This window comes from Polaromonas sp. LjRoot131 (assembly GCF_964252805.1).
Lineage (GTDB): Bacteria > Pseudomonadota > Gammaproteobacteria > Burkholderiales > Burkholderiaceae_C > Polaromonas.
Genome location: NZ_CAXUPF020000001.1, coordinates 194,252 through 215,952 on the forward strand (window position 1 = coordinate 194,252; position 21,701 = coordinate 215,952).

22 protein-coding genes are annotated in these 21,701 nt (G+C 63.5%); 14 read left to right on the plus strand and 8 right to left on the minus strand.

Translation table 11 applies throughout. The features are described 5' to 3' along the window. The first annotated feature begins 21 nt into the window (after positions 1-21). The 14 genes from ACSQ27_RS00895 to nagZ all read left to right on the plus strand — a co-directional run bounded on the left by ACSQ27_RS00895 (position 22) and on the right by nagZ (position 13,320). Positions 22-564: a hypothetical protein gene (locus ACSQ27_RS00895; protein WP_436153599.1), complete on the plus strand. Its 543-nt coding sequence runs from the start codon at positions 22-24 to the stop codon at positions 562-564. Further along, on the plus strand, positions 561-1,205 hold the full coding sequence (gene rpoE / locus ACSQ27_RS00900) for an RNA polymerase sigma factor RpoE (protein WP_436153600.1): 645 nt from the start codon (positions 561-563) through the stop codon (positions 1,203-1,205). Before ACSQ27_RS00895 ends, rpoE begins: the two co-directional genes overlap by 4 nt. Positions 1,206-1,308: 103 nt before the next feature. Next, positions 1,309-1,923: a sigma-E factor negative regulatory protein gene (locus ACSQ27_RS00905; RefSeq protein WP_436153601.1), complete on the plus strand. Its 615-nt coding sequence runs from the start codon at positions 1,309-1,311 to the stop codon at positions 1,921-1,923. Positions 1,924-1,959: 36 nt separating this feature from the next. After that, on the plus strand, positions 1,960-2,970 hold the full coding sequence (locus ACSQ27_RS00910) for a MucB/RseB C-terminal domain-containing protein (RefSeq protein WP_436153602.1): 1,011 nt from the start codon (positions 1,960-1,962) through the stop codon (positions 2,968-2,970). An 82-nt stretch (positions 2,971-3,052) separates the two neighbouring features. Then, complete coding sequence (locus ACSQ27_RS00915) at positions 3,053-4,510, plus strand: DegQ family serine endoprotease (RefSeq protein WP_436155377.1); 1,458 nt, start codon at positions 3,053-3,055, stop codon at positions 4,508-4,510. Positions 4,511-5,084: 574 nt separating this feature from the next. Beyond that, complete coding sequence (lepA, locus tag ACSQ27_RS00920; protein WP_436153603.1) at positions 5,085-6,896, plus strand: translation elongation factor 4; 1,812 nt, start codon at positions 5,085-5,087, stop codon at positions 6,894-6,896. A gap of 11 nt (positions 6,897-6,907) precedes the next feature. After that, complete coding sequence (lepB, locus tag ACSQ27_RS00925; protein WP_436153604.1) at positions 6,908-7,882, plus strand: signal peptidase I; 975 nt, start codon at positions 6,908-6,910, stop codon at positions 7,880-7,882. Between the two features lie 66 nt (positions 7,883-7,948). Next, a complete protein-coding gene (locus tag ACSQ27_RS00930) occupies positions 7,949-8,290 on the plus strand; it encodes a DUF4845 domain-containing protein (RefSeq protein WP_436153605.1) in 342 nt (113 codons plus the stop codon). Continuing rightward, the gene (rnc, locus tag ACSQ27_RS00935) at positions 8,291-8,992 is read left to right on the plus strand and encodes a ribonuclease III (RefSeq protein ID WP_436153606.1); all 702 of its coding nucleotides are present in this window, start codon (positions 8,291-8,293) and stop codon (positions 8,990-8,992) included. Between the two features lie 173 nt (positions 8,993-9,165). Continuing rightward, a complete protein-coding gene (gene era, locus ACSQ27_RS00940) occupies positions 9,166-10,125 on the plus strand; it encodes a GTPase Era (RefSeq protein ID WP_436155378.1) in 960 nt (319 codons plus the stop codon). Positions 10,126-10,278: 153 nt separating this feature from the next. Beyond that, positions 10,279-11,028: a DNA repair protein RecO gene (gene recO, locus ACSQ27_RS00945; protein ID WP_436153607.1), complete on the plus strand. Its 750-nt coding sequence runs from the start codon at positions 10,279-10,281 to the stop codon at positions 11,026-11,028. A gap of 12 nt (positions 11,029-11,040) precedes the next feature. Continuing rightward, complete coding sequence (locus ACSQ27_RS00950) at positions 11,041-11,847, plus strand: pyridoxine 5'-phosphate synthase (RefSeq protein WP_436153608.1); 807 nt, start codon at positions 11,041-11,043, stop codon at positions 11,845-11,847. Continuing rightward, positions 11,844-12,239, plus strand: a complete 396-nt coding sequence (acpS, locus tag ACSQ27_RS00955) for a holo-ACP synthase (protein WP_436153609.1) — start codon at positions 11,844-11,846, stop codon at positions 12,237-12,239. The genes ACSQ27_RS00950 and acpS overlap by 4 nt, the downstream gene beginning before the upstream one ends. A 22-nt stretch (positions 12,240-12,261) precedes the next feature. After that, positions 12,262-13,320 carry a beta-N-acetylhexosaminidase gene (gene nagZ, locus ACSQ27_RS00960; RefSeq protein WP_436153610.1) on the plus strand — a complete coding sequence of 353 codons (1,059 nt, stop codon included), beginning with the start codon at positions 12,262-12,264 and terminating at the stop codon, positions 13,318-13,320. 629 nt (positions 13,321-13,949) lie between these two features. Here nagZ and ACSQ27_RS00965 read toward each other — a convergent pair. From ACSQ27_RS00965 to truA, 8 genes are all read right to left on the minus strand, one after another. Next, the gene (locus tag ACSQ27_RS00965) at positions 13,950-14,462 is read right to left on the minus strand and encodes a YgjP-like metallopeptidase domain-containing protein (protein ID WP_436153611.1); all 513 of its coding nucleotides are present in this window, start codon (positions 14,460-14,462) and stop codon (positions 13,950-13,952) included. Positions 14,463-14,592: 130 nt separating this feature from the next. After that, the gene (gene lysS, locus ACSQ27_RS00970; RefSeq protein ID WP_436153612.1) at positions 14,593-16,140 is read right to left on the minus strand and encodes a lysine--tRNA ligase; all 1,548 of its coding nucleotides are present in this window, start codon (positions 16,138-16,140) and stop codon (positions 14,593-14,595) included. A 152-nt stretch (positions 16,141-16,292) separates the two neighbouring features. After that, positions 16,293-16,961, minus strand: a complete 669-nt coding sequence (locus tag ACSQ27_RS00975) for an LON peptidase substrate-binding domain-containing protein (protein WP_436153613.1) — start codon at positions 16,959-16,961, stop codon at positions 16,293-16,295. 123 nt (positions 16,962-17,084) lie between these two features. After that, the gene (gene accD, locus ACSQ27_RS00980) at positions 17,085-17,957 is read right to left on the minus strand and encodes an acetyl-CoA carboxylase, carboxyltransferase subunit beta (protein WP_436153614.1); all 873 of its coding nucleotides are present in this window, start codon (positions 17,955-17,957) and stop codon (positions 17,085-17,087) included. Positions 17,958-18,065: 108 nt separating this feature from the next. Then, positions 18,066-18,884, minus strand: coding sequence for a tryptophan synthase subunit alpha (gene trpA, locus ACSQ27_RS00985; protein WP_436153615.1), 819 nt, complete (start codon positions 18,882-18,884; stop codon positions 18,066-18,068). Continuing rightward, positions 18,881-20,182, minus strand: a complete 1,302-nt coding sequence (gene trpB / locus ACSQ27_RS00990; protein WP_436153616.1) for a tryptophan synthase subunit beta — start codon at positions 20,180-20,182, stop codon at positions 18,881-18,883. The genes trpA and trpB overlap by 4 nt, the downstream gene beginning before the upstream one ends. Then, positions 20,160-20,891: a phosphoribosylanthranilate isomerase gene (locus tag ACSQ27_RS00995; RefSeq protein ID WP_436153617.1), complete on the minus strand. Its 732-nt coding sequence runs from the start codon at positions 20,889-20,891 to the stop codon at positions 20,160-20,162. The genes trpB and ACSQ27_RS00995 overlap by 23 nt, the downstream gene beginning before the upstream one ends. Further along, positions 20,888-21,682 (minus strand): tRNA pseudouridine(38-40) synthase TruA, encoded by a 795-nt coding sequence (truA, locus tag ACSQ27_RS01000; protein WP_436153618.1) that lies wholly within the window; start codon positions 21,680-21,682, stop codon positions 20,888-20,890. The genes ACSQ27_RS00995 and truA overlap by 4 nt, the downstream gene beginning before the upstream one ends. Positions 21,683-21,701 lie beyond the last annotated feature (19 nt).

Genomic DNA, 21,701 nt, shown 5'->3' on the forward strand with positions numbered 1-21,701 from the left:
CCTCGCAAGCCAAGCAAACCCTTGACCACACACAACGCCCCTCCGGTTGTTTATCCGTTGGGGCGTTCGCGTTTCCTGGGTGCGCTTTTGCTGTGCCTGTGGCTTTGCGGCCTGCTGCTGGCGCTGGCCTGGTTTTTCCTGGGGGCCGGGCAGCTCGATTGGCGCATTGCGTTGGCGCTCGCCTGTGTGCTTGGCGCCGGCGCCGCGGCCTATGCCGGCTGGCGCAACGCCCCGGCAGGCCAACTCGCCTGGGACGGCGAGGTCTGGCGCTGGGAAAGCCCCGGCTACCAGGCCGGTGTCGCCGAATACGGGCTGTCGGTCCTCGCTGACTTCCAGCATGCGCTGCTGCTGCGGCTCGAAAACCAGGCCCATGCCTGTTTGTGGCTCTGGATGGAGCGGCGCAGCATGCCCGAGCGCTGGCTGGACTTGCGCAGGGCGGTTTTTTCGCCGCACAAGGCGGCCGCCATGCCATGGCAGCACGATTCGCTGCGCATGGATGGGGCGCCGGCTGTGGCAGTATCGGGGGCTATGCACCCCAATGACGGCACGCCAAACCCTCCATGAGCGCTGACTTGCCACCACTGCCGGCTGAAAAAGCCACCGACAGCGATGCCATGCTGGTTGAGCGCACCGTTGCGGGTGACCAGAAAGCCTATGAGCTTCTGGTCATCAAGTACCAGCGGCGTATCCAGCGCCTGATAGGCCGCATGGTTCGCGACGTGGACCTGGTGGAAGACATCGCCCAGGAGACGTTTATCCGGGCCTACCGGGCCCTGGCGCAATTCAGGGGCGAGGCCCAGTTCTACACCTGGCTGTACCGGATCGCCGTGAATACCGCGAAAAAAGCCCTGATGGACCTCAAACGGGACCCGACCGTTTCCGAAAACGCCTTCAAATCGGGCCAAAGCGAGGAAAACGATGAAACTTCCCCGCTGGAAAACGAACTAACAAGCTCGGAAACGCCGGATGCCGTGCTGGCCAGCAAGGAAATCGCGGAAATCATCAACGCCGCCATGGAAGCCTTGCCGGAGGAGCTCCGCCAGGCCATCACCCTGCGTGAAATCGAAGGCTTGAGCTATGAAGAGATCTCGGAGGCCATGGATTGCCCCATAGGCACGGTGCGGTCCCGGATTTTCAGGGCGCGTGAAGCGATTTCGCAGAAGGTGAAACCCCTGCTGGAAAACCAGAGCGGCAAGCGCTGGTGAGGCCGCAGCACCCAGGAGCCACCATGAAGCCACGAATCAGTATTTTCAACCTCCCGCCACGGCAGTCCCCCTATCCGCGAACACCACGAGCAGCACGAACATCATGAAACCGTCTATGCAAACCAGCGAACTCATGTCCGCCCTGGCCGATGGCCAGCTGGACGGGGAAGATTTTGCGGCCGCACTCCACGCCAGCCGGCACGATGATTCGGCCCTTGCGTGCTGGGACACTTATCATCTGATCGGCGATGCGCTGCGGTCCCCTGCGCAGGGCGCGCACGGCGCGGATACGGCATTTCTGAGCCGCCTGAACCAGCGCCTGGCGCAGGAAGCCTCGCCGGGTGCGCCGTCCCGCCCCGCCCAGCCCGCTGTCCAGGATGTGCCCCTTGCCCTGCCTCCCCACCGCAGCCAGGCGTCCAACGACGGCGAATTCCGCTGGAAGCTGGTGGCGGGTTTCGCCTCGCTCGCGGCGGTGTCGGCCATTGCGTGGAACGCCGCCAGCCTGCTGTCACCCGCCGCCGCGCCGCAACTGGCCCAGGCACCAGCCTCCCCCCAGCAGGTGGTGGTCGCTTCGCCGCAAGGCCCCATGGTGCGCGATGCGCGGCTTGAGGAGCTGCTGGCCGCGCACAAGCAGCTGGGCGGCACCTCGGCCCTGCAGGAGCCCTCGGGTTTTCTGCGCAATGCCACTTTCGAGACCCCTCGCAATGCAGGGCGCTAAGTGCGCGCTGCGCCGCGACCGGGCATTGGCGACACCATGAACCTCAAGCTTCTCCGTCTTCTCGCGCTGGCTGGATGCACGCTGCCGGCCATGGGCTATGTGGCGGCGCAGGCCACGCCTGCCGCGGCATCGGCCGTGGAGTCCCGCGGCATCAACGACTGGCTGATGCGCATGCACGAGGCCTCCCGCAAGCGCTCCTATATCGGCACCTTCGTGGTCTCGTCGGGCGGTGCCATGTCCAGCGCCAAGATCTGGCATGTCTGCGAGGGCGACCAGCAGATGGAACGGGTCGAAACGCTCACCGGCGCGCCGCGCTCCATCTTCCGGCACAACGACCAGGTGGTCACCTTCATGCCCGACCACAAGGTGGTCCGCAGTGAAAAACGCGAGTCGCTGGGCATGTTCCCGCAACTGCTGCAATCGACCGACGGCCGCATCGCCGATTTCTACAAGGTCAAACAGGAGGGTACCGATCGCGTGGCCGGCGTTGAAGCCGACATCGTGCTGCTGGTGCCCAAGGACAGCATGCGCTTCGGCTACCGCGTCTGGACCGAGCAGAAAAAAGGCCTGGTCGTGAAGCTGCAGACGCTGGACACCGACGGCAAGGTGCTGGAGCAGGCGGCATTCTCTGAACTGCAACTCGATGCCCCCGTCAAGATGGACAAGCTGCTGCAGATGATGGGCAAGGTCGAGGGCTACCGCGTGGAAAAACCGGTCCTGGTGAAGACCACCGCGAGCGCCGAAGGCTGGGTGCTGAAGGCGCCGGTGGCCGGCTTCAAGCCCATGAGCTGCTACAAGCGGCCGGTGACGGCCAACCCGGCGCCCGGCGAGGAGCCCCTGCAGTGGATTTTTTCCGACGGCCTGGCTTCGGTGTCCATCTTTGTGGAGCCCTTCGACCGGCAGCGCCATGAGCGGGAATCCAGCCTGTCGATGGGTGCCACGCAGACCATCACCCGGCAACTGGACGCCTACTGGGTCACCGTCATGGGCGAAGTCCCCATGGCCACGCTGAAGCTCTTTGCCAACGGCCTGGAGCGCAGGAAATAATATGCCCCTGGCGCTCCGGCGGCCGGCGCTTTCCGGCGGCGGCCTGGGTGGCCTGATGACCAAATTTTTGACGAGGCTGACGATGCTTGAACTGAACTGGAAACCCCTGCGCTCCTGCCTGACCGCCGGCCTGATGGCCGCCACTGCCGTCGCCACGCTGGTGCCGGCAGCGCCTGCCTGGGCGCAAAACCGCACATTGCCCGACTTCACCGATCTGGTGGAGCAGGTGGGCCCGTCGGTGGTCAACATCCGCACCCTGGAAAAAGCCAAACCCTCCGCCGGCGGAAGCGCCGACGAGCAGATGCTGGAGTTCTTCAAGCGCTTCGGCATCCCGGTTCCGCCCAACATGCCGCGCGCCCCCCGGCCCGACCGCGGCCAGCCCGACGAAGACCAGCCGCGCGGCGTGGGCTCCGGTTTCATCCTGACGGCGGACGGCTTCGTCATGACCAATGCCCACGTGGTGGAGGGCGCCGACGAGGTCCTCGTCACCCTGACGGACAAGCGCGAATTCAAGGCCAAGATCATCGGCGCCGACAAGCGCAGCGACGTCGCCGTGGTCAAGATCGAGGCGACGGGCCTGCCGGCCGTCAAGATCGGCGACATCAACCGTCTCAAGGTGGGCGAATGGGTGATGGCCATCGGCTCGCCCTTCGGCCTTGAAAACACCGTGACCGCCGGCATCGTGAGCGCCAAGCAGCGCGACACCGGCGACTACCTACCCTTCATCCAGACCGACGTGGCCATCAACCCCGGCAATTCGGGCGGGCCCCTTATCAACATGCGCGGCGAGGTCGTCGGCATCAACAGCCAGATCTACTCGCGCTCCGGCGGCTTCCAGGGCATTTCCTTTTCGATCCCCATCGACGAGGCCGCGCGTGTGTCCGACCAGCTGCGCAGCACCGGCAAGGTGACGCGGGGCCGTATCGGTGTGCAGATCGACCAGGTCACCAAGGAGGTGGCGGAATCCATAGGCCTGGGCAAGGCGCAGGGCGCCTTGGTCCGCGGTGTCGAAAGCGGTGCGCCGGCGGAAAAAGCCGGCATCGAGGCCGGCGACATCATCATCAAGTTCGACGGCAAGGCCATCGAGAAATCCAGCGACCTGCCGCGCATGGTCGGCAACGTGAAGCCCGGCACCAAGGCCGTGGTGACCGTCTTCCGGCGCGGCGCCAGCAAGGACCTCTCGGTCACCATCGGCGAAGTCGAGCCTGAAAAGCCGGCGCGAAAAGCATCGGGCCCCGAGCCCAAGCCGCCTGTCGCCGGCGCCGCCCAGGCGCTGGGCCTGGTGGTCAGCGAAGTGAGCGACGCGCAGAAGAAAGAACTGAAGATCAAGGGCGGCGTCAAGGTGGACACGGCCGAAGCCGCGGCCTCACGCGCCGGACTGAAGGAGGGGGACGTGATCGTGGCGATTGCCAATTCCGAAGTCACCAGCGTCAAGGAGTTTGAGGCTGCGCTCGCGAAAATTGACAAGACCAAGGCCATCAACGTGCTGTTCCGCCGCGGTGAATGGGCGCAGTACGCCTTGATCCGGCCCTCACGCTAAACCGCAAAACAAGCCCGGGTGAGGCCCCGGCATGGGTGTCGGGGGAGGCCGGGACGGGCCTTCAAGGCCCCCATACCCTGCTGGGGTTTGTGGGTTTTGCCGGGGTTCAGGCCTTTTTTGGCCCCCTGAAAAATATATTTTTGGGAGGCCTCCCACCTGCCTTTTGTTGGTGACCACTAACAACGAAATGGGTCAAGGACGGTTTTCGGTAGAATACCGGCTTGCCTCTGCGTCTTTTGGATATATCGGGAAGCCCAAAGTCCCACTTTCGATCTTAATTTTGGGTAATACCCATCGCTCCACAGATCACCCACAAGTTGTCCAGAGACAAGCAGTTTAAAATTGTGAATAAGTTGTGTATAAGATTCCTGTTGCTAGCCTGCAACGACAAAAATATGGCAATTTCGGGACTGTTCGGCTCTGGCTTTTTGCCTACAATGAAGTTCCAACTATCGCAGTTGCCATAGATTGTTGGTTCAGGGCGCGTCGCAATCGACGCGCCCTTTTTTATGGCCCCTCGCGAATTGAGTTCAATCTCTTCGCAATACTTTCAAGTACTTAGGCGTTCTCGTTGATGAATCACATCAGAAATTTTTCGATCATTGCGCACATCGATCACGGCAAGTCCACCTTGGCCGACCGACTCATCCAGCGCTGCGGTGGTTTGCAGGACCGCGAGATGAGCGCGCAGGTTCTGGATTCGATGGACATCGAAAAAGAGCGTGGGATAACCATCAAGGCACAGACCGCCGCGCTCAAATACAAGGCACTCAACGGCGAGGTTTACAACCTCAACCTGATCGACACGCCGGGCCACGTCGACTTCTCATATGAAGTGAGCCGCTCGCTGTCCGCATGCGAGGGCGCGCTGCTGGTGGTGGACGCGAGCCAGGGCGTGGAAGCGCAGACCGTCGCCAACTGCTACACCGCGCTGGACCTCGGCGTCGAAGTCGTGCCGGTGCTCAACAAGATGGACTTGCCGCAGGCCGACCCCGAGAACGCCAAGCAGGAAATCGAGGAAGTGATCGGCATCGACGCGACCAACGCGATCCCCTGCAGCGCCAAGACCGGCATGGGCATCGATGAAATCCTGGAGGCCGTCGTCGCCAGGATTCCGCCGCCCAAGGGCAACCCCGACGGCCCGCTGCGCGCCATGATCATCGACAGCTGGTACGACGCCTACGTGGGCGTGGTTATGCTGGTGCGCGTGGTGGACGGCCGGCTTGCCAAGGGCGACCGCATCAAGCTGATGGCCAGCGAGGCGATGTACAACGCCGAGCAACTGGGGGTCTTCACCCCGCACACCGAGCCGCGCCAGGCGCTCGAGCCCGGCGAAGTGGGCTTCGTGATTGCCGGCATCAAGGAGTTGCAGGCCGCCCGCGTGGGCGACACCGTGACCCTGATCAAGCCCGGCACCGGCGGCGCGGCTTTCACCGCCACCGAGGCGTTGCCCGGCTTCAAGGAAATCCAGCCCGCCGTCTTTGCCGGCCTCTACCCCTCCGAGGCCAGCGAGTACGAGTCCCTGCGCGACGCGCTGGAAAAGCTCAAGCTCAACGACGCCTCCCTGCACTATGAGCCGGAAGTCAGCGAAGCCCTGGGTTTCGGCTTTCGCTGCGGCTTTCTGGGCCTGCTGCACATGGAGATCGTCCAGGAGCGGCTGGAGCGCGAATTCGACCAGGACCTGATCACGACGGCGCCCAGCGTGGTCTATGAGGTGCTCAGGTCCGACGGCGAGACCATCAAGGTCGAGAACCCGTCCAAAATCCCGGACGCCGGGAAAGTCAACGAGATCCGCGAACCCATCGTCACCGTGCACTTATATATGCCGCAGGACTATGTGGGCGCCGTCATGACGCTGGCCAACCAGAAACGCGGCATCCAGCTGAACATGGCCTACCACGGCAAGCAGGTCATGCTGACCTACGAAATGCCGCTGGGCGAGATCGTCCTGGACTTTTTCGACAAGCTGAAATCCGTCTCCCGCGGCTACGCGTCCATGGACTACGAATTCAAGGAATTCCGGGCTTCCGACGTGGTGAAGGTCGACATCCTGCTCAACGGCGAGAAGGTGGACGCGCTGTCCATCATCGTCCACCGCAGCCAGTCTGCCTACCGCGGGCGGGCGGTGGTGGCCAAGATGCGCGAGATCATTTCTCGCCAGCAATTCGACGTCGCGATCCAGGCCGCCATCGGGGCCAATATTATTGCGCGTGAGACAATCAAGGCGCTGCGCAAAAACGTGATCGCCAAATGCTACGGCGGCGATATTTCACGCAAGCGCAAGCTCCTAGAGAAACAAAAAGCGGGTAAAAAACGCATGAAACAAATCGGTTCCGTTGAAGTACCCCAGGAGGCCTTCCTGGCCATTTTGCAGGTGGAAGACTGATGCGCGGCGCAATGAGCACGATCACCGCCGTGGTGCTGGCGGCCTTTGTGGGCTACGGCGCCGCCTGGTACTTCGGCGCGGTCGAAGGCAACTTCTCCCTGCTGCTGTTCCTGGCCTCCGTGGTCACCGGCATTTACTGGCTGGCCGAACGCTTTTATTTCCTGCCGCAGCGCTACAAGGCCGCCGCGGCGCTTGAGGAAAGCGCCGCCAGCCGGCAGGCCGAACTGGCCAAAAAAGGCATCACCCAGGTCGACAACATCAACTTCGGCGAAGCCCGGGCCCGGCTCATCATGCAGCCTTGGTGGCTGGACTGGACGGCGGGCCTTTTCCCGGTAATCGTGGTGGTCTTCCTGCTGCGCTCCTTCCTGTTCGAGCCCTTCAAGATCCCCTCAGGCTCGATGATCCCGACCCTGCTCGTCAACGACCTGATCCTGGTCAACAAATTCCACTACGGCGTACGCCTGCCGGTGCTGAACATCAAGGTCATCAACAACCAGAGCCCGCAGCGCGGCGACGTGATGGTGTTCCGCTACCCGCCCAAACCCAGCCTGGACTACATCAAGCGCGTGGTCGGCGTGCCGGGGGACGAGGTGGCCTACCTCAACAAGAAGCTGACCATCAACGGCAAGCCCTTGCCCAAGACGCCGCTGCCGGATTTCTTCGACGAGGACGTGCTGCGCTACGCCAAGCAGTTCGAGGAGGTCAACGGCGCCCGCAAGTACCGCCTGCTGAATGACGACACACGGCGCGCCGGGCTGGATGAGCGTGAGGTCATGGACTTTCCTTTCAAGCAAAATTGCCGTTACAGTAGCGAGGGCATGGTCTGCAAGGTGCCTGAGGGGCAGTACTTCATGATGGGCGACAACCGCGATAATTCGCAGGATTCGCGCTATTGGGGCTTTGTCCCGGAGGCCAATATCGTGGGCAAGGCCTTTTTTGTCTGGATGAATTTCGGCAACCTCAAACGTATCGGCTCTTTCGAATAAGGTCACGGGCGGCGTCGCTGTCCCGATGGTGAGCCGGAAGATTTTTTTAGTCGGAGCGGAGAAAAAATGAAACATCAGCAACGCGGCATTTCCTTCATCGGCCTTCTGTTTTTCTGCGTCATCCTGGTCTGCGCGGGCATCCTGGCCGCCCAGGTGTTCCCGACGCTGGTGGAGCTCCAGGCCATCAACAAGGCCGTCAACAAGGCCAGGGACGGCAATACCGTTGTCGAAGTCCGGACCATCTTCGACAAGGCGGCCCAGATTGACGACATCAAATCGATCGCCGGCAAGGACCTGGAAGTGACCAAGGACGGCGATAAAATCGTCGTGGCTTTCGCCTACACCAAGGAAATCCACATGGCCGGCCCCGCCTTCTTGCTGCTCAAGTACAACGGCAAATCCAAATAAGTGCGAGCCAGCGCCACATCGAGCCCGGGCCTGCCGGCGCTGCAAAAGCGCCTGGAGCATGAGTTCTCCAATCCCAAACTGCTGCTGCAGGCGCTGACGCACCGCAGTTTTTCGTCCGACCACAACGAGCGCATCGAATTCCTGGGCGATTCCGTCCTGAACCTGGCGGTGGCCGGCCTGCTCTATGAGCAGTTGAGCGAGCTTCCCGAAGGCGACCTGTCCCGCGTGCGCGCCAACCTGGTCAAACAGGACACCCTGCACAAGCTGGCGGTGGTGCTGGGCCTGCCCGACCTGGTGCGCCTGGGCGAGGGCGAGGCCAAGTCCGGCGGCCACAAGCGGCCCTCCATCCTCGCCGACGCGCTGGAGGCCGTGATCGGCGCGGTCTACCTGGATGCGGGCTTTGAAACCGCCAACCAGCTGGTGCGCCGCCTTTTCAAGGATGTCGAGATCAATCCCCAGATGCAGGCCATCGGCAAGGATCCCAAGACCGAATTGCAGGAGTGGCTGCAAGGGCGCAAAATGAACCTGCCCATCTACCGCGTGGTGGGCACCATGGGCGCCGCCCACAAGCAGACATTTGACGTCGAATGTGAAATCGCCGAATTCGGGCGGGCCGAGCGCGGCATAGGCGGTTCCCGCCGCGCCGGGGAGCAGGCTGCCGCCGCGGCCATGCTGATGTTTGTCAAGACGCTGGAATCCTGACTCCGCGCCCGCGGCCGCCCAGAGGCGCTGGCCAACACACCAAGATTATGAGTACAGGTAAAAAAGAAGCCAAAAAACCCGCGACCGCCTCGGCTGTCGCCCCGGCCGCCAAGCCCAAAGCGAGGCAGGCCAAAGCCCTGGAGGCCGTGCAGCCGCCCGATGCGCTCGAAGCCATGCTGGCGCAGGCTTTGTCCTCGCGCGGCGCGGCTGTGCCCGCCCCCGCCCCCGACGCCGCACCCGCGCCGCCCGCCGGCGAGCAGCGCTGCGGCCTGATCGCCATTGTCGGCAAGCCCAATGTGGGCAAGTCCACCCTGCTCAATGCCCTCGTAGGGCAAAAAATCAGCATCACCTCCCGCAAGGCCCAGACCACGCGCCACCGCATCACCGGCATGCGCACGGTCAAGGGAACGCAGTACGTGTTCGTGGACACGCCGGGCTTCCAGACCCGGCACGGCAACGCGCTGAACCGCTCGCTGAACCGCACCGTGGTCGGCGCGGTCAACGACGTGGACCTGATCGTTTTTGTGGTCGAGGCCGGGCAGTTCAACCAGGCCGACGCCAAGGTGCTGGCCCTGCTGCCTGAAAAAACGCCCGCGATCCTGCTGGCCAATAAATTCGACCTGATACACCGGCGTGCCGAGATCGCCCCCTGGCTCAAGGAGATGCAGGAGCGGCACAATTTCGCCGAATTCGTGCCCATGTCGGCCAACAACGCCAAGGACATCGAGCGCCTGTTCGGCATCTGCGAAAAATACCTGCCGGTCCAGCCCTGGATGTACGGCGCCGACGAGCTGACCGACCGCAGCGACCGCTTCATGGCCGCCGAGATCATTCGCGAAAAGCTGTTCCGCCTGACCGGCGACGAGCTGCCCTACACCTCCACCGTCATCATCGACCAGTATGAGGAGGAGGGTGCCCTGCGCAAGATCGCTGCCACCATCGTGGTCGAGCGCGACGGCCACAAGGGCATGATCATTGGCGAGAAGGGCGAAAAGCTCAAACGCATAGGTACAGAAGCCCGGCATGAGCTTGAGACCCTTACGGGCGGAAAAGTCTTCCTGGAGATCTGGGTCAAGGTCCGCTCGGGCTGGGCGGACGACGAAGCCCGGGTCAAAACGTTCGGCTACGAGTAAATGGAGTTGCGGTGCGCCTAGAAATTCGATGGCCGGGATGCAGGGCAAGGCGCACGGAGCGCAGGACACCGGAATGCACTTGGGTGCATGAGGATTCCGAGCACCGTGCAACGCCGCCATGCGCCCGGCCTTCGGATTTATAGGTGCACCGCCATGGCTACCAAACGCATAGGTGATGAGCCGGCCTACGTCCTGCACCGCTACGACTGGAGCGAGTCCAGCCTGATCCTGGAGGTGTTCACCCGCAAGTACGGCCGCGTGGCGCTGGTGGCGCGGGGGGCGAAAAAGCCGAGTTCCAGTTTCCGGCCGATCTTGCTGCCTTTGCAGCCGCTGCACATCGCTTTCGGCGGCGATGCCGAAATCCGCACCCTCAAGAGCGCCGAATGGCAGGGCGGCCACGTGATGCCGACCGGCGATGCGCTGCTGTCGGGTTATTACCTCAACGAACTGCTGATGCGCCTGATGGCCCGTGACGACCCGCATCCCGTGCTGTTTGACGCCTATGCGGCCACGGTGCAACTGATCGCCGCGCAGAGCGCCGAAACCCTGCAGCTGGCGCTGCGCGCCTTCGAGTTGCGGCTGCTGCGCGACATCGGCCTGTTGCCCCTGCTGGATCTTGAGACCGCCACGCTGGCGCCGCTGGAGCCGGACACCCGCTACGTGCTGGTGCCCGAGGCGGGCCTGCGCCAGGCGCACGACGACGACCGCGTCAGCCTGCCCGGCGGGCAGTGGCAGGCGCTGCAGCAGGCGCTGGGCGACGAGGCCTTGTTCTCGGACACCGTGCGGGCCTGTATCCCCGGCTTCAATGAGCTTAAAACCCAGTTGCGCGCCTTGCTGCACTACCATTGCGGCGTGAAGGTCCTGAAAACCCGGCAAATGATGATGGACCTGCAAGCTTTTTAACGAGCCACCGCCATGAAACTCCTTTCGCCTGTTCCTGTCGTTTCCCATGCCTATGGCAAGACCGCACTGTCGGTCAACGTCAACAAGGTCGCGCTGCTGCGCAACACCCGCCACCTGGACATCCCCAGCGTGCGCCGCGCCGCCGAACTGTGCCTGGAGGCCGGTGCCCAGGGCATCACGGTGCACCCGCGGCCCGACGAGCGCCACATCCGCCCGGACGACGTCTTTGAGCTCGCGGCACTCATGAAGGACTGGCCCGACCGCGAATTCAATATTGAAGGCAATCCCTTCCAGAACCTCATGGGTTTTGTGCACGACCTGGCCGCCCGGGGCCTGCCGCTGCACCAGTGCACCTTTGTGCCCGACAGCGAAGACCAGTTCACCAGCGACCACGGCTGGAATTTCCCCGAAGACGCCGCGCGCCTGCAGCCTTTGATCCAGCAGGTGCATGACCGCCGCGTGCGCGTCAGCCTCTTCATGGACCCGGTGCCGGAAGCCATGGCAGCCGCCAAAGCCGTGGGCGCCGACCGCGTGGAGTTCTATACGGAAACCTATGCGCGCGCCTGGGGAGGTCCCGAAAAAGCACAAGTCCTGGCCCGCTTCACCGAGGCCGGGAAGGCGGCCGCCGCCGCCGGCCTGGGCATCAACGCCGGCCACGACCTGAACCGCGACAACCTCACGGAGTTTGTGCGTGAGGTGCCCGGCGTGCTGGAGGTGTCCATAGGCCACGCCCTGGTCGCCGACGCGCTGGAGCTGGGTTACGCCGCCACCGTCAGGAGCTACCTGGCCTGCATAGACCGGGCGTTTGCACCGGCATGATCTACGGGATCGGTACTGATATTTGTGACGTGCGCCGCATCCGCGCCAGCCTGGAAAAGCACGGCGAGCGCTTTGCCAAAAAAATCCTGGCCGACGGTGAGCTGGCCACCTGGAAAGAGCGCAGCGCCCGCTGGCCGGACCGCGGCGTCAGCTACCTGGCCACGCGTTTTTCCGCCAAGGAGGCCTTCAGCAAGGCCATCGGCATGGGCATGCGCATGCCCATGACCTGGCGCTCCTGCGAAATCGCCAAGGCCGCCAGCGGCAAACCCGAAATCGTGCTGCACGGGGCCCTCAAAACATGGTTCGATGCACGCCAGCTCACGGCCCACGTTACCGTGACCGACGAGACCGACTACGCCGCCAGCTTTTGCGTGGTGGAAAAACGCGCCTGACCCCAACCTCCCGGACTTCCTTATGACCCAGCACGCCCCCCTCATCATCGACATCGACGGTTTGTCGCTCACCAAAGCCGATCGCCGGCGCCTCAAACACCCGCTGACCGGCGGCATCATTTTGTTTGCCCGCAACTGGAAAGACCGCCGGCAGCTGTCCGACCTGTGCACCGAGATCAAGGACATCCGTGAGGATTTGCTGATCTGCGTCGACCACGAAGGCGGCCGCGTGCAGCGCTTCAAGACCGACGGCTTCACCCACCTGCCGCCCATGCGCGAGCTGGGCCTGCTGTGGATGAAAGACCAACTGGTCGCCACCAATGCCGCGACCGCTTGCGGTTATGTGCTGGGCGCTGAACTGCGCGCCTGCGGCGTCGACTTCAGTTTCACGCCGGTGCTCGACCTGGACTATGGTGAAAGCAGCGTGATCGGCGACCGCGCCTTCGGCCGCGACCCGCGCGTCGTCACGCTGCTGGCCAAAAGCCTGATGCACGGCCTGCTGCAGGCCGGCGTCGCCAACTGCGGCAAACACTTCCCCGGCCATGGTTTCGTCAAGGCCGACTCCCACACCGACATCCCGGTCGACAAGCGCAGCCTCAAAGCCATCCTGGCCGACGACGCCGCGCCTTACGGCTGGCTCAACACCACGCTCAGCAGCGTGATGCCCGCCCATGTGATCTACCCCAAGGTCGACGCCAGGCCTGCCGGCTTCTCCAGCCAGTGGCTGAACTTCATCCTGCGCAGCCAGCTGGGTTTCGGCGGTGCGATTTTCAGCGACGACCTCAGCATGGCCGGCGCCCGCCTGATAGACGGCAAAGAGGTGAGCTACACCGAAGCCGCGGTGACGGCGCTCAACGCCGGCTGCGACATGGTGCTGCTGTGCAACCAGTCCGTGGGAGAGGGTCAGCCCGTTGATGAACTCCTCGACGGCATGGCCGAAGCCCTGCTCAAGGGCCAGTGGGAAGCCATGGAGGCCAGCGAGTTGCGGCGGCTGGCGCTGCTGCCGCAGGGGAAGGGGTTTGGGTGGGATGAGTTGATGGTGCAGCCGGCGTATATGCATGCTTTGGGGTTGATTCCTTAAGTCGGTTCTTGTTCCGACGGGCGCTTTCTTTGCTGAGGGCGGTTGGCCGGGGGTTGCCCGGCAGCAAGTAACTTTCTTTTGCTTCGCCAAAAGAAAGTCACCAAAGAAAAGGCGACCCGCAGTCTGGGTCCCTCCGCTTCGCTGCGGGCAACCTGCGGTGCTCGACTACGGCGGGGTCTCGCGCAAACTCGCTTCGCTCAGACAAGCGCGATCCCTGATCCGCCTACGTCTGCGCTCCTCGGCCCAGCCAGGACGGGGCAAGCGGGAGCGGGGACAAAACACAAAGAACAAACCAAGACAAACAAGGACTCGCCACGGCGAGTCCTTGTTTCGTCAAGTATTTGGTATTTGGATTTGGTACTCCTTCCCCACCCCTTGTGGATGCGCCGAGGAGCGCAGGTTCAGACGGATCAGGGCTGGCGTTGTCTGAGCGAAGCGAGTTTAGCCAGACCCCGTCTGGACCGAGCACCGCAGGTTGCCCGCAGCGAAGCGGAGGGACGCAGCAACCAGGGTCGCCTTTTCTTTTGCTTACTTTTCTTTTGGCGAAGCAAAAGAAAAGTGAGTAGCCGCCGGGCTACCCCCGGCCAGCAGAACCAGAAGAGCGCACACCGCCGGAGCAAGAACCGGCCCTAACTCCCTGGCCAGGCCAGCTTCCCCACCAGCTCCAGGTGGGTGAGATAAACCCGCAAATCAAACTCATACTGGTGATACTGCGGTTCCATATGCGTGCACAACTGGTAGAACGCCTTGTCATGGGCTCTCTCCTTGATGTGAGCCAACTCATGCACAGTGATCATGCGCAAAAACTCCGCGGGCACATCCTTGAACAGCGTGGCGACGCGGATCTCGCGTTTGGCTTTGAGCTTGTTGCCCTGCACGCGTGACACGGTGGTGTGGGTGCCCAGCGCGTGCGCGATGACATGGAGCTTGCTGTCGAAGGCCACCTTGGACAGCGGCTCGGAACTGCGCAGGAAATCGTTCTTGAGATCCATCACGTAGTCGTAGAGCGCCTTGTCAGTCCGCACGCCGTGGCCCTGGGGGTACTTGGTGAGCAGCACCTCGCCCAGCCGGCCCTGATCCAGCAATTGCTGCACCTGGACCTGCAGGTTTTCGGGATAACCGGCGAGATATTTCAAGGACATAGGTTCGCCCCCGTCCAGGCTCACTGCGTGTAGCCTGTTCCCCCCTCGAGGGGGCGGCGCCTGCGGTCTGGCAAAGCCAGTCCCGCGGCCCCTGCTGGTGTTGAATCGGGTATGACGGCTGACGTTTGGGCTAGACCTCGCGTCGCAGCGCGGGGAAGAGAATGACGTCGCGAATGCTGGGGCTGTCGGTCAGCAGCATCATGAGGCGGTCAATCCCCACGCCGCAGCCACCGGTGGGGGGCATGCCGTACTCGAGGGCGCGCACGAAGTCGTGGTCGAAGAACATCGCTTCGTCGTCGCCGCTGTCCTTGGCCGCGACCTGGGCGTTGAAGCGGGCGGCCTGTTCTTCGGCGTCGTTGAGTTCGCTGAAGCCGTTGCCGAATTCGCGGCCGGTGATGTAGAGCTCAAAACGCTCGGTGACCTCGGGCCGGCTGTCGTTGGCGCGTGCCAGCGGCGAGATTTCCGTCGGGTGCTCCATGATGAAGGTCGGCTGCCAGAGTTTTTCTTCGACCAGTTCCTCGAAGTACAGCACCTGCAGGCTGGCCAGCGAGCGGGTCGAGAGGCGGTCTTTTTCCTCGTTCATGCCCAGCTTCTTGAGGGCGTTGGTCAGCCACACGGTGTCGTCCACGTGCTCGCCGGCTTCGGTGTGCTTGAGGATGGCTTCGCGAATGGTCAGGCGTTCAAAGGGTTTGGCCAGGTCGACTTTTTCCTCCTTGCCGCCGTAGCTCAGCTGCAGTGTGCCCGCAGCCTTCTGCGCCGCGTCGCGAATCAGCGCCTCGGTGAAATCCATCAGGTCGTTGTAGTCCCAGTAGGCCGCATAGAACTCCATCATGGTGAATTCGGGGTTGTGCCGCACCGAGATGCCCTCGTTGCGGTAGCTACGGTTGATCTCGAAGACGCGGTCAAAGCCGCCGACGATCAGGCGCTTGAGGTAAAGCTCGGGGGCGATGCGCAGGAACATCTCCTGGTCCAGCGCATTGTGGTGCGTCTTGAAAGGCCTGGCATTGGCGCCGCCTGGAATAGGGTGCAGCATCGGGGTCTCGACCTCGAGGAAGTCGTGGCTGACCATGAATTCGCGGATCGAACTGACGGCCTTGCTGCGCGCGGTGAAACGCTTGCGTGCCTGTTCGTCGGTGATCAGGTCCACATAACGCTGGCGGTATTTCTGTTCCTGGTCGGCCATGCCGTAAAAATCGCCGGGCAAGGGCCGCAGGCTCTTGGTCAGCAGGCGCACCCTGGTGGCATGGATGGACAGCTCGCCGGTTTTGGTCTTGAAGACCTTGCCTTCCGCCGCCACGATGTCACCGAGGTCCCAGTGCTTGAAGGCGGCATAAAGCTCTTCGCCGATCTCGTCGCGCGTGAGGAAAATCTGGATACGCCCGGTGCTGTCCTGCAGGGTGGCAAAGCTCGCCTTGCCCATCACGCGCTTGAGCATCATGCGGCCGGCGATCTTGGCGGGAATCGCCTCGGCGGCCAGTGCCTCGCCATCCTTGCTTCCGTGCGCGGCGTGGAGCTTGCCGGCATGGTCGGACGGCTTGAAGTCGTTCGGGAAGGCCACGCCTTTGCCGTCCGCCTGGTCTTTGCGCAAGGCCTTGAGCTTTTCGCGGCGCTCGACGATCAACTTGTTGTCGTCTTGCGGGGCGGGGGCGGCGGTGGGCGTGTTCGGCTGGTTGGACATAAGGTCAAGGTTCCGGAAAGAGGTCGAAAAGTGTCGGGCGCCCTGCCTTCAGGAGAAGAAGGCCCGAAAAGCGCCGAATTGTCGATTTTAAGTTTTAACAGGGGCGTTTTGGCACGGCCGCCTGAAAAGGCGTTGAGATCGTCAACAGGTCCTTAAAGCGCGATGCCGGTGCGCTCCAGGATGTCGCTCACCAGCTCCAGCCGCATCAAGGGATTGTCCAACTGCATCAGGCGCTGTTTGAGCTCCAGCGGTATCGGCAGCAGCTCGCACCAGCGGTTGGAGACCCAGCCGCAATCGTCCAGCTGGTAGGGCGACTGCAGCGGCATCTGGGCCTGCGGCACCTCGCGCTCCTGCAGGCTTTTGATCAGCTTGCCGAGTGCGTCGGCCGTGCCTTGCAGGTCAGGCGGGACTTGCACGGCCTGGTCGTCTTCCAGCCGGGTGACGTCTGCAATCCACAGGCCGTGCTTGAGTTTTTCACGGCGCGAGATTTCAAAGCGCTGCGCGCCCACGCAGCGTATGACCATGAGGCCCGGTTGCGGGATGGAAAATTCGGTGATGGTGGCCAGGGTGCCGACGGCGCTGAAGGTCTCGTGCGCGAAACCGTCGCCGCCGGGGCCGCTGGATCCGGTATCGGCGGGACGCCGCACTTCCGAGCCTTCGATCAGCGACACCACGCCAAACGGGGCGCCTGCCTTGTGGCATTTACCGATCATGTCCAGGTAGCGCACTTCAAAGATGCGCAGCGGCAAGACACCGCCCGGAAACAGCACCGCGCCCAGCGGAAACAGGGGAAGGGAGCTCAGCGTCAGGGCTTCGGACATGGTCTCATCGTGCTTTGGATTGCAGTGAGCCACATCATCCCACGCTCCCCCGGGGTCGCGAACTTTTCATGCGTCTAACACGCCGGGCTCAAGGGGCTTTGCAGGAGGCCGGGCCGGCCGGTCTCAGCTGACGGCGTCGGCCGGCTGCCTGAGCAGCATGGCCAGCGAACTGGCCACGGTCTTGCGCAGTTCGCGGCGGTCGCAGATGAAGTCGATCGCGCCTTTGGTCTGCAGGAATTCGGCGCGCTGGAAGCCTTCCGGCAAGGTCACGCGCACGGTGGATTCAATCACGCGCGGGCCGGCAAAACCGATCAGGGCCTTGGGCTCGGCGATGACCACATCACCAACAAAAGCGAAGCCGGCGCTCACCCCGCCCATGGTCGGGTCGGTCAGCACGCTGATGTAGGGCAGGCCTTTTTTGGCCAGGCGGGTCAGCGCAGCATTGGTTTTGGCCATCTGCATGAGGCTCAAAAGCCCTTCCTGCATGCGCGCGCCGCCGGTGGCGGTAAAGCAGATGAAGGGTACTTTCTGCTCGATGGCGGCGTGCACGCCGCGCACAAAACGCTCGCCCACCACGCTGCCCATGCTGCCGCCCATGAAGTCGAACTCAAAGCAGGCCACCACCACGCCTATGCTGTGCACCGCGCCGCCCATGACGACGAGCGCATCGGTTTCCTGGGTGTTTTCCAGCGCTTCTTTCAGGCGTTCGGGGTATTTGCGGCTGTCTTTGAACTTGAGGGCGTCGACCGGCAGCACTTCCTGGCCCAGTTCGTAGCGGCCCTCCGGGTCCAGAAAGGCGTCCAGCCGGGCGCGGGCGCCTATGCGGTGGTGGTGGCTGCATTGCGGGCAGACGTTCTGGTTTTTTTCCAGGTCGGTCTTGTAGAGCACCGCTTCACAGCTGGGGCATTTGATCCACAGGCCCTCGGGCACCTGGCGGCGTTCCGTCGGGTCGGTGGGGCTGATTTTGGGGGGAAGCAGTTTTTCTAGCCAAGACATGAAGTCAGTCCTTGTGGTGTCGGGCGGGGCCTGGGGCCCTGCCGGGCGAAAAGCGCAATTATGCGCCGGTTTGCCCGGGCTTCAACCCGGTACCGGCCGGCGCAAAAGTCAGTCCAAAGCGGTACGGATTTCCGTCAAAAATGCCTGTGCGACGGCCGCCACCTTGTCGCGCGGCTGGTTTTCGATCAGCTGGATGATCTTGCTGCCGATGACCACGGCGTCGGCCACCTTGCCGATGGCCTTGGCCGTGGCCGCGTCGCGGATGCCGAAGCCCACGCCCACGGGCACGTTCACATGTTTGCGTATGCGCGGCAGCATGGCCTCGACGGCGTCCACGTCCAGCGTGCCGGCACCGGTCACGCCCTTGAGCGAGACGTAGTAGACATAACCGCTGGCGACTTCGGCCACCTGGGCCATGCGTGCGTCCGTGCTGGTGGGTGCCAGCAGAAAGATCAGGTCCATGCCATGCGCGCGCAGCCGGGCGGCGAACTCCACGCATTCCTCGGGCGGGTAGTCGACGATCAGCACGCCGTCCACGCCGGCCTGGGCGGCATCGCGGATGAAGGCGCTTTCGGTTTTGCTGCCGCCGTGCTTGATGTCGTAGCGCTCCACCGGGTTGGCGTAGCCCATCAGGACCACCGGCGTTGTGCCGTCCTTGGCGCGGAACTGGCGCACCATGTCCAGCACCTGGGCCAGGCCGGTGCCGAAGGACAGGGCCTTGTCGCCGGCTTTCTGGATCACGGGGCCGTCGGCGCTGGGGTCGGAAAAGGGCACGCCCAGCTCGATCACGTCGGCGCCGCCGGCCACCATGGCGTGCATCAGCTCGGGCGTGACGTCGGCAAACGGGAAACCCGCGGTGACATAGGGGATCAAGGCCTTGCGGCCCTGGCTTTTCAGCGTGGAGAAGGTGGAGGCAATGCGGCTCATGACTGCACCCCGCTTCCCTTGGCGCCGCTGGCGTCGAAAGACACCGGCGAAGCCGCGCCGCCCTTGACGGACAGGCCGCGCATGGACGGCCGGTCGTAGAAGTCGGCCCCCGAGAGGTCGGCCACCGTGCCGATGTCCTTGTCGCCCCGGCCCGAGAGGCAGACGAGCAGGCTCTGGTCGCTGCGCATGCTGCGGGCCATTTTCATGGCGCAGGCCACGGCATGGCTGGATTCGAGCGCCGGAATGATGCCTTCGGTGCGGCACAGGTAGTGGAAGGCCTCCAGGGCTTCCTTGTCGGTGATGCCGACGTATTCGGCGCGGCCTATGTCCTTGAGGAAGGCGTGTTCAGGGCCCACGCCGGGGTAGTCGAGCCCGGCGCTGATGCTGTGGGTTTCGGTGACCTGGCCGTCCTCGTTTTGCAGCACATAGGTGCGGTTGCCGTGCAGCACGCCCGGCAGGCCGCGCTGCAGCGAGGCCGAGTGCTTGCCGCTTTCCAGGCCTTCGCCGGCCGCTTCCACGCCGATCAGGCGGGTTTTGGCGTGCTGGATGTAGGGGTGGAAGATGCCCATGGCATTGCTGCCGCCGCCCACGCAGGCGATCACCGCGTCGGGCTGTTTGTTGCCGATGAATTCCGGCATCTGCTGCAGGCATTCGGCGCCGATCACGCTCTGGAAATCGCGGACCATCATGGGGTAGGGATGCGGGCCCGCCACCGTGCCGATGATGTAGAAGGTGTTGTCGACGTTGGCGACCCAGTCGCGCATGGCCTCGTTGAGCGCGTCTTTCAGCGTCTTGCTGCCGCTTTCGACCGGCACCACCGTGGCGCCCAGCAAATTCATGCGGTAGACGTTCGGGCTCTGGCGCTTGACGTCCTCGCTGCCCATGTAGACCACGCATTCCAGGCCGTAGCGCGCGCAGATCGTGGCGGTGGCCACGCCGTGCTGGCCGGCGCCGGTTTCGGCGATGACGCGCGGCTTGCCCATGCGGCGCGCCAGCATGGCCTGGCCTATGGTGTTGTTGATCTTGTGCGCGCCGGTGTGGTTGAGGTCTTCGCGCTTGAGGTAGATTTGCGCGCCGCCCTGTTCGCGGCTCATGCGCGCGGCGTGGTAGATCGGGGAGGGGCGGCCCACGAAATGCGCCAGCTCGTACTGGAATTCGGCGATGAACTCCGGGTCGTGCTGGTATTTCGCGTAAGCGTCTTTCAGCTCGTTGATCGCGTGGGTCAGCGTTTCCGAAACGAAACTGCCGCCGTAAATTCCGAAATGGCCTGAAACGTCAGGCTGGTGGTACTCGTACATGATGGGGACTCTTTGCAAGTAATTCGTCGGCGGCGCGCACGGCCGCGACGAACTGGTTGATTTTGTCGGCGCTTTTGATTCCCTTGGAAATCTCGACGCCGGAACTGACATCAACGGCCAGCGTTGTGCAACGCGGCCTGACTTGCGAAATGCCATCGATCACGTTTGCAGGCGTCAATCCACCAGACAAAACGAGGTGAGCGCTGACGTTTGGAGGAAGAAGTGACCAATTGAATGTTTTCCCGCCGCCGCCATAACCTTCGACATGAGCGTCGAGGAGGATGGCTTGTGCGGCCTTGAAGTCCTGGGCGTATTTTACGAGATCAAAGCCGCCTGGGAAACCCGGGGTGTTTTCGGCTGATTTTTCGCCCAATGGAATGCGTGCCGCACGCATGAAGGGCCGGCCGGCCTGCAGGCAGGCTTCAGGCGTCTCGTCTCCATGGAATTGCAGAAAGGCCGTGGGGATGAGGGCGCAGGCGGCGCTGATTTGGGCCGTGGGCGCGTTGACGAAGAGCAGCACCGGCGTGATGAAGGGCGGCAGGCGGCGGGCCAGTTCGGCGGCACGTTCGGCCGTCACGTAACGCGGGCTGGCCTCGTACATCACAAAACCGACCGCATCCGCGCCGGCCGCCACGGCGGCATCCACGTCTTCTTCGCGGGTCAGGCCGCATATCTTGATGCGGGTACGGGTGCTGGGTGCGGGCGTCATGGCAACCAATCATAGGCTGGTGCGCGCGCCGGGAGGCCGTAGTGGTCTTCATAGACCGGCCCCAGAAAGTACAAGCCGTCCGGCGAAAACGTCGGCGCGGCGGCATCGCGGCTACGTGCGGCCATCACCTCGGCCAGCCAGCCGGGCGGGTAGTTGCCTTGTCCAATGGCGACCAGGCAGCCCATGATGTTGCGGATCATGTGGTGCAAAAAGGCGTTGGCCTCGAACTCGAAGCGCCAATACCGGGCACCTGGATCACCGCGGTGCGAAATCTCGATGCGGCTGATGGTTTTGACGGGGGACTTGGCCTGGCATTGGGCGGCCCGGAAGGAGCTGAAGTCGTGTTCGCCGACCAGGTAGGTGGTGGCCTGCCGCATGGCCGACTCATCCAGCGGCCGGTAGACCCAGCCGACGCGCCCGGCTTCCACGCTGGGACGCACCGGCGACTCCAGCACCACATAGGCGTAGCGGCGCGCGATGGCGCTGCCGCGGCAATGGAATTGGTCGGGGACTTCGCGCGCCCACTGCACCGCGATGTCGGACGGCAAAAAGGCGTTGGTGCCGCGCACCCAGGAGGCGATGTCGCGCTGCAGGGGAGTGTCGAAGTGCACGACCTGCATCAGGCCGTGCACGCCGGCATCGGTGCGGCCGGCGCACAGGGTGCGGATGGGCTGGGCGGCGAACTTGCCCAGCGCCAGTTCCAGCTTGTCCTGCACCGTGTTGCCCGAAAGCTGGCTTTGCCAGCCTTCGTAGCCGCTGCCGCTGTAGCTGACGCCGAGTGCAATCCTCACGGAAAGGGACGCAGTGAAC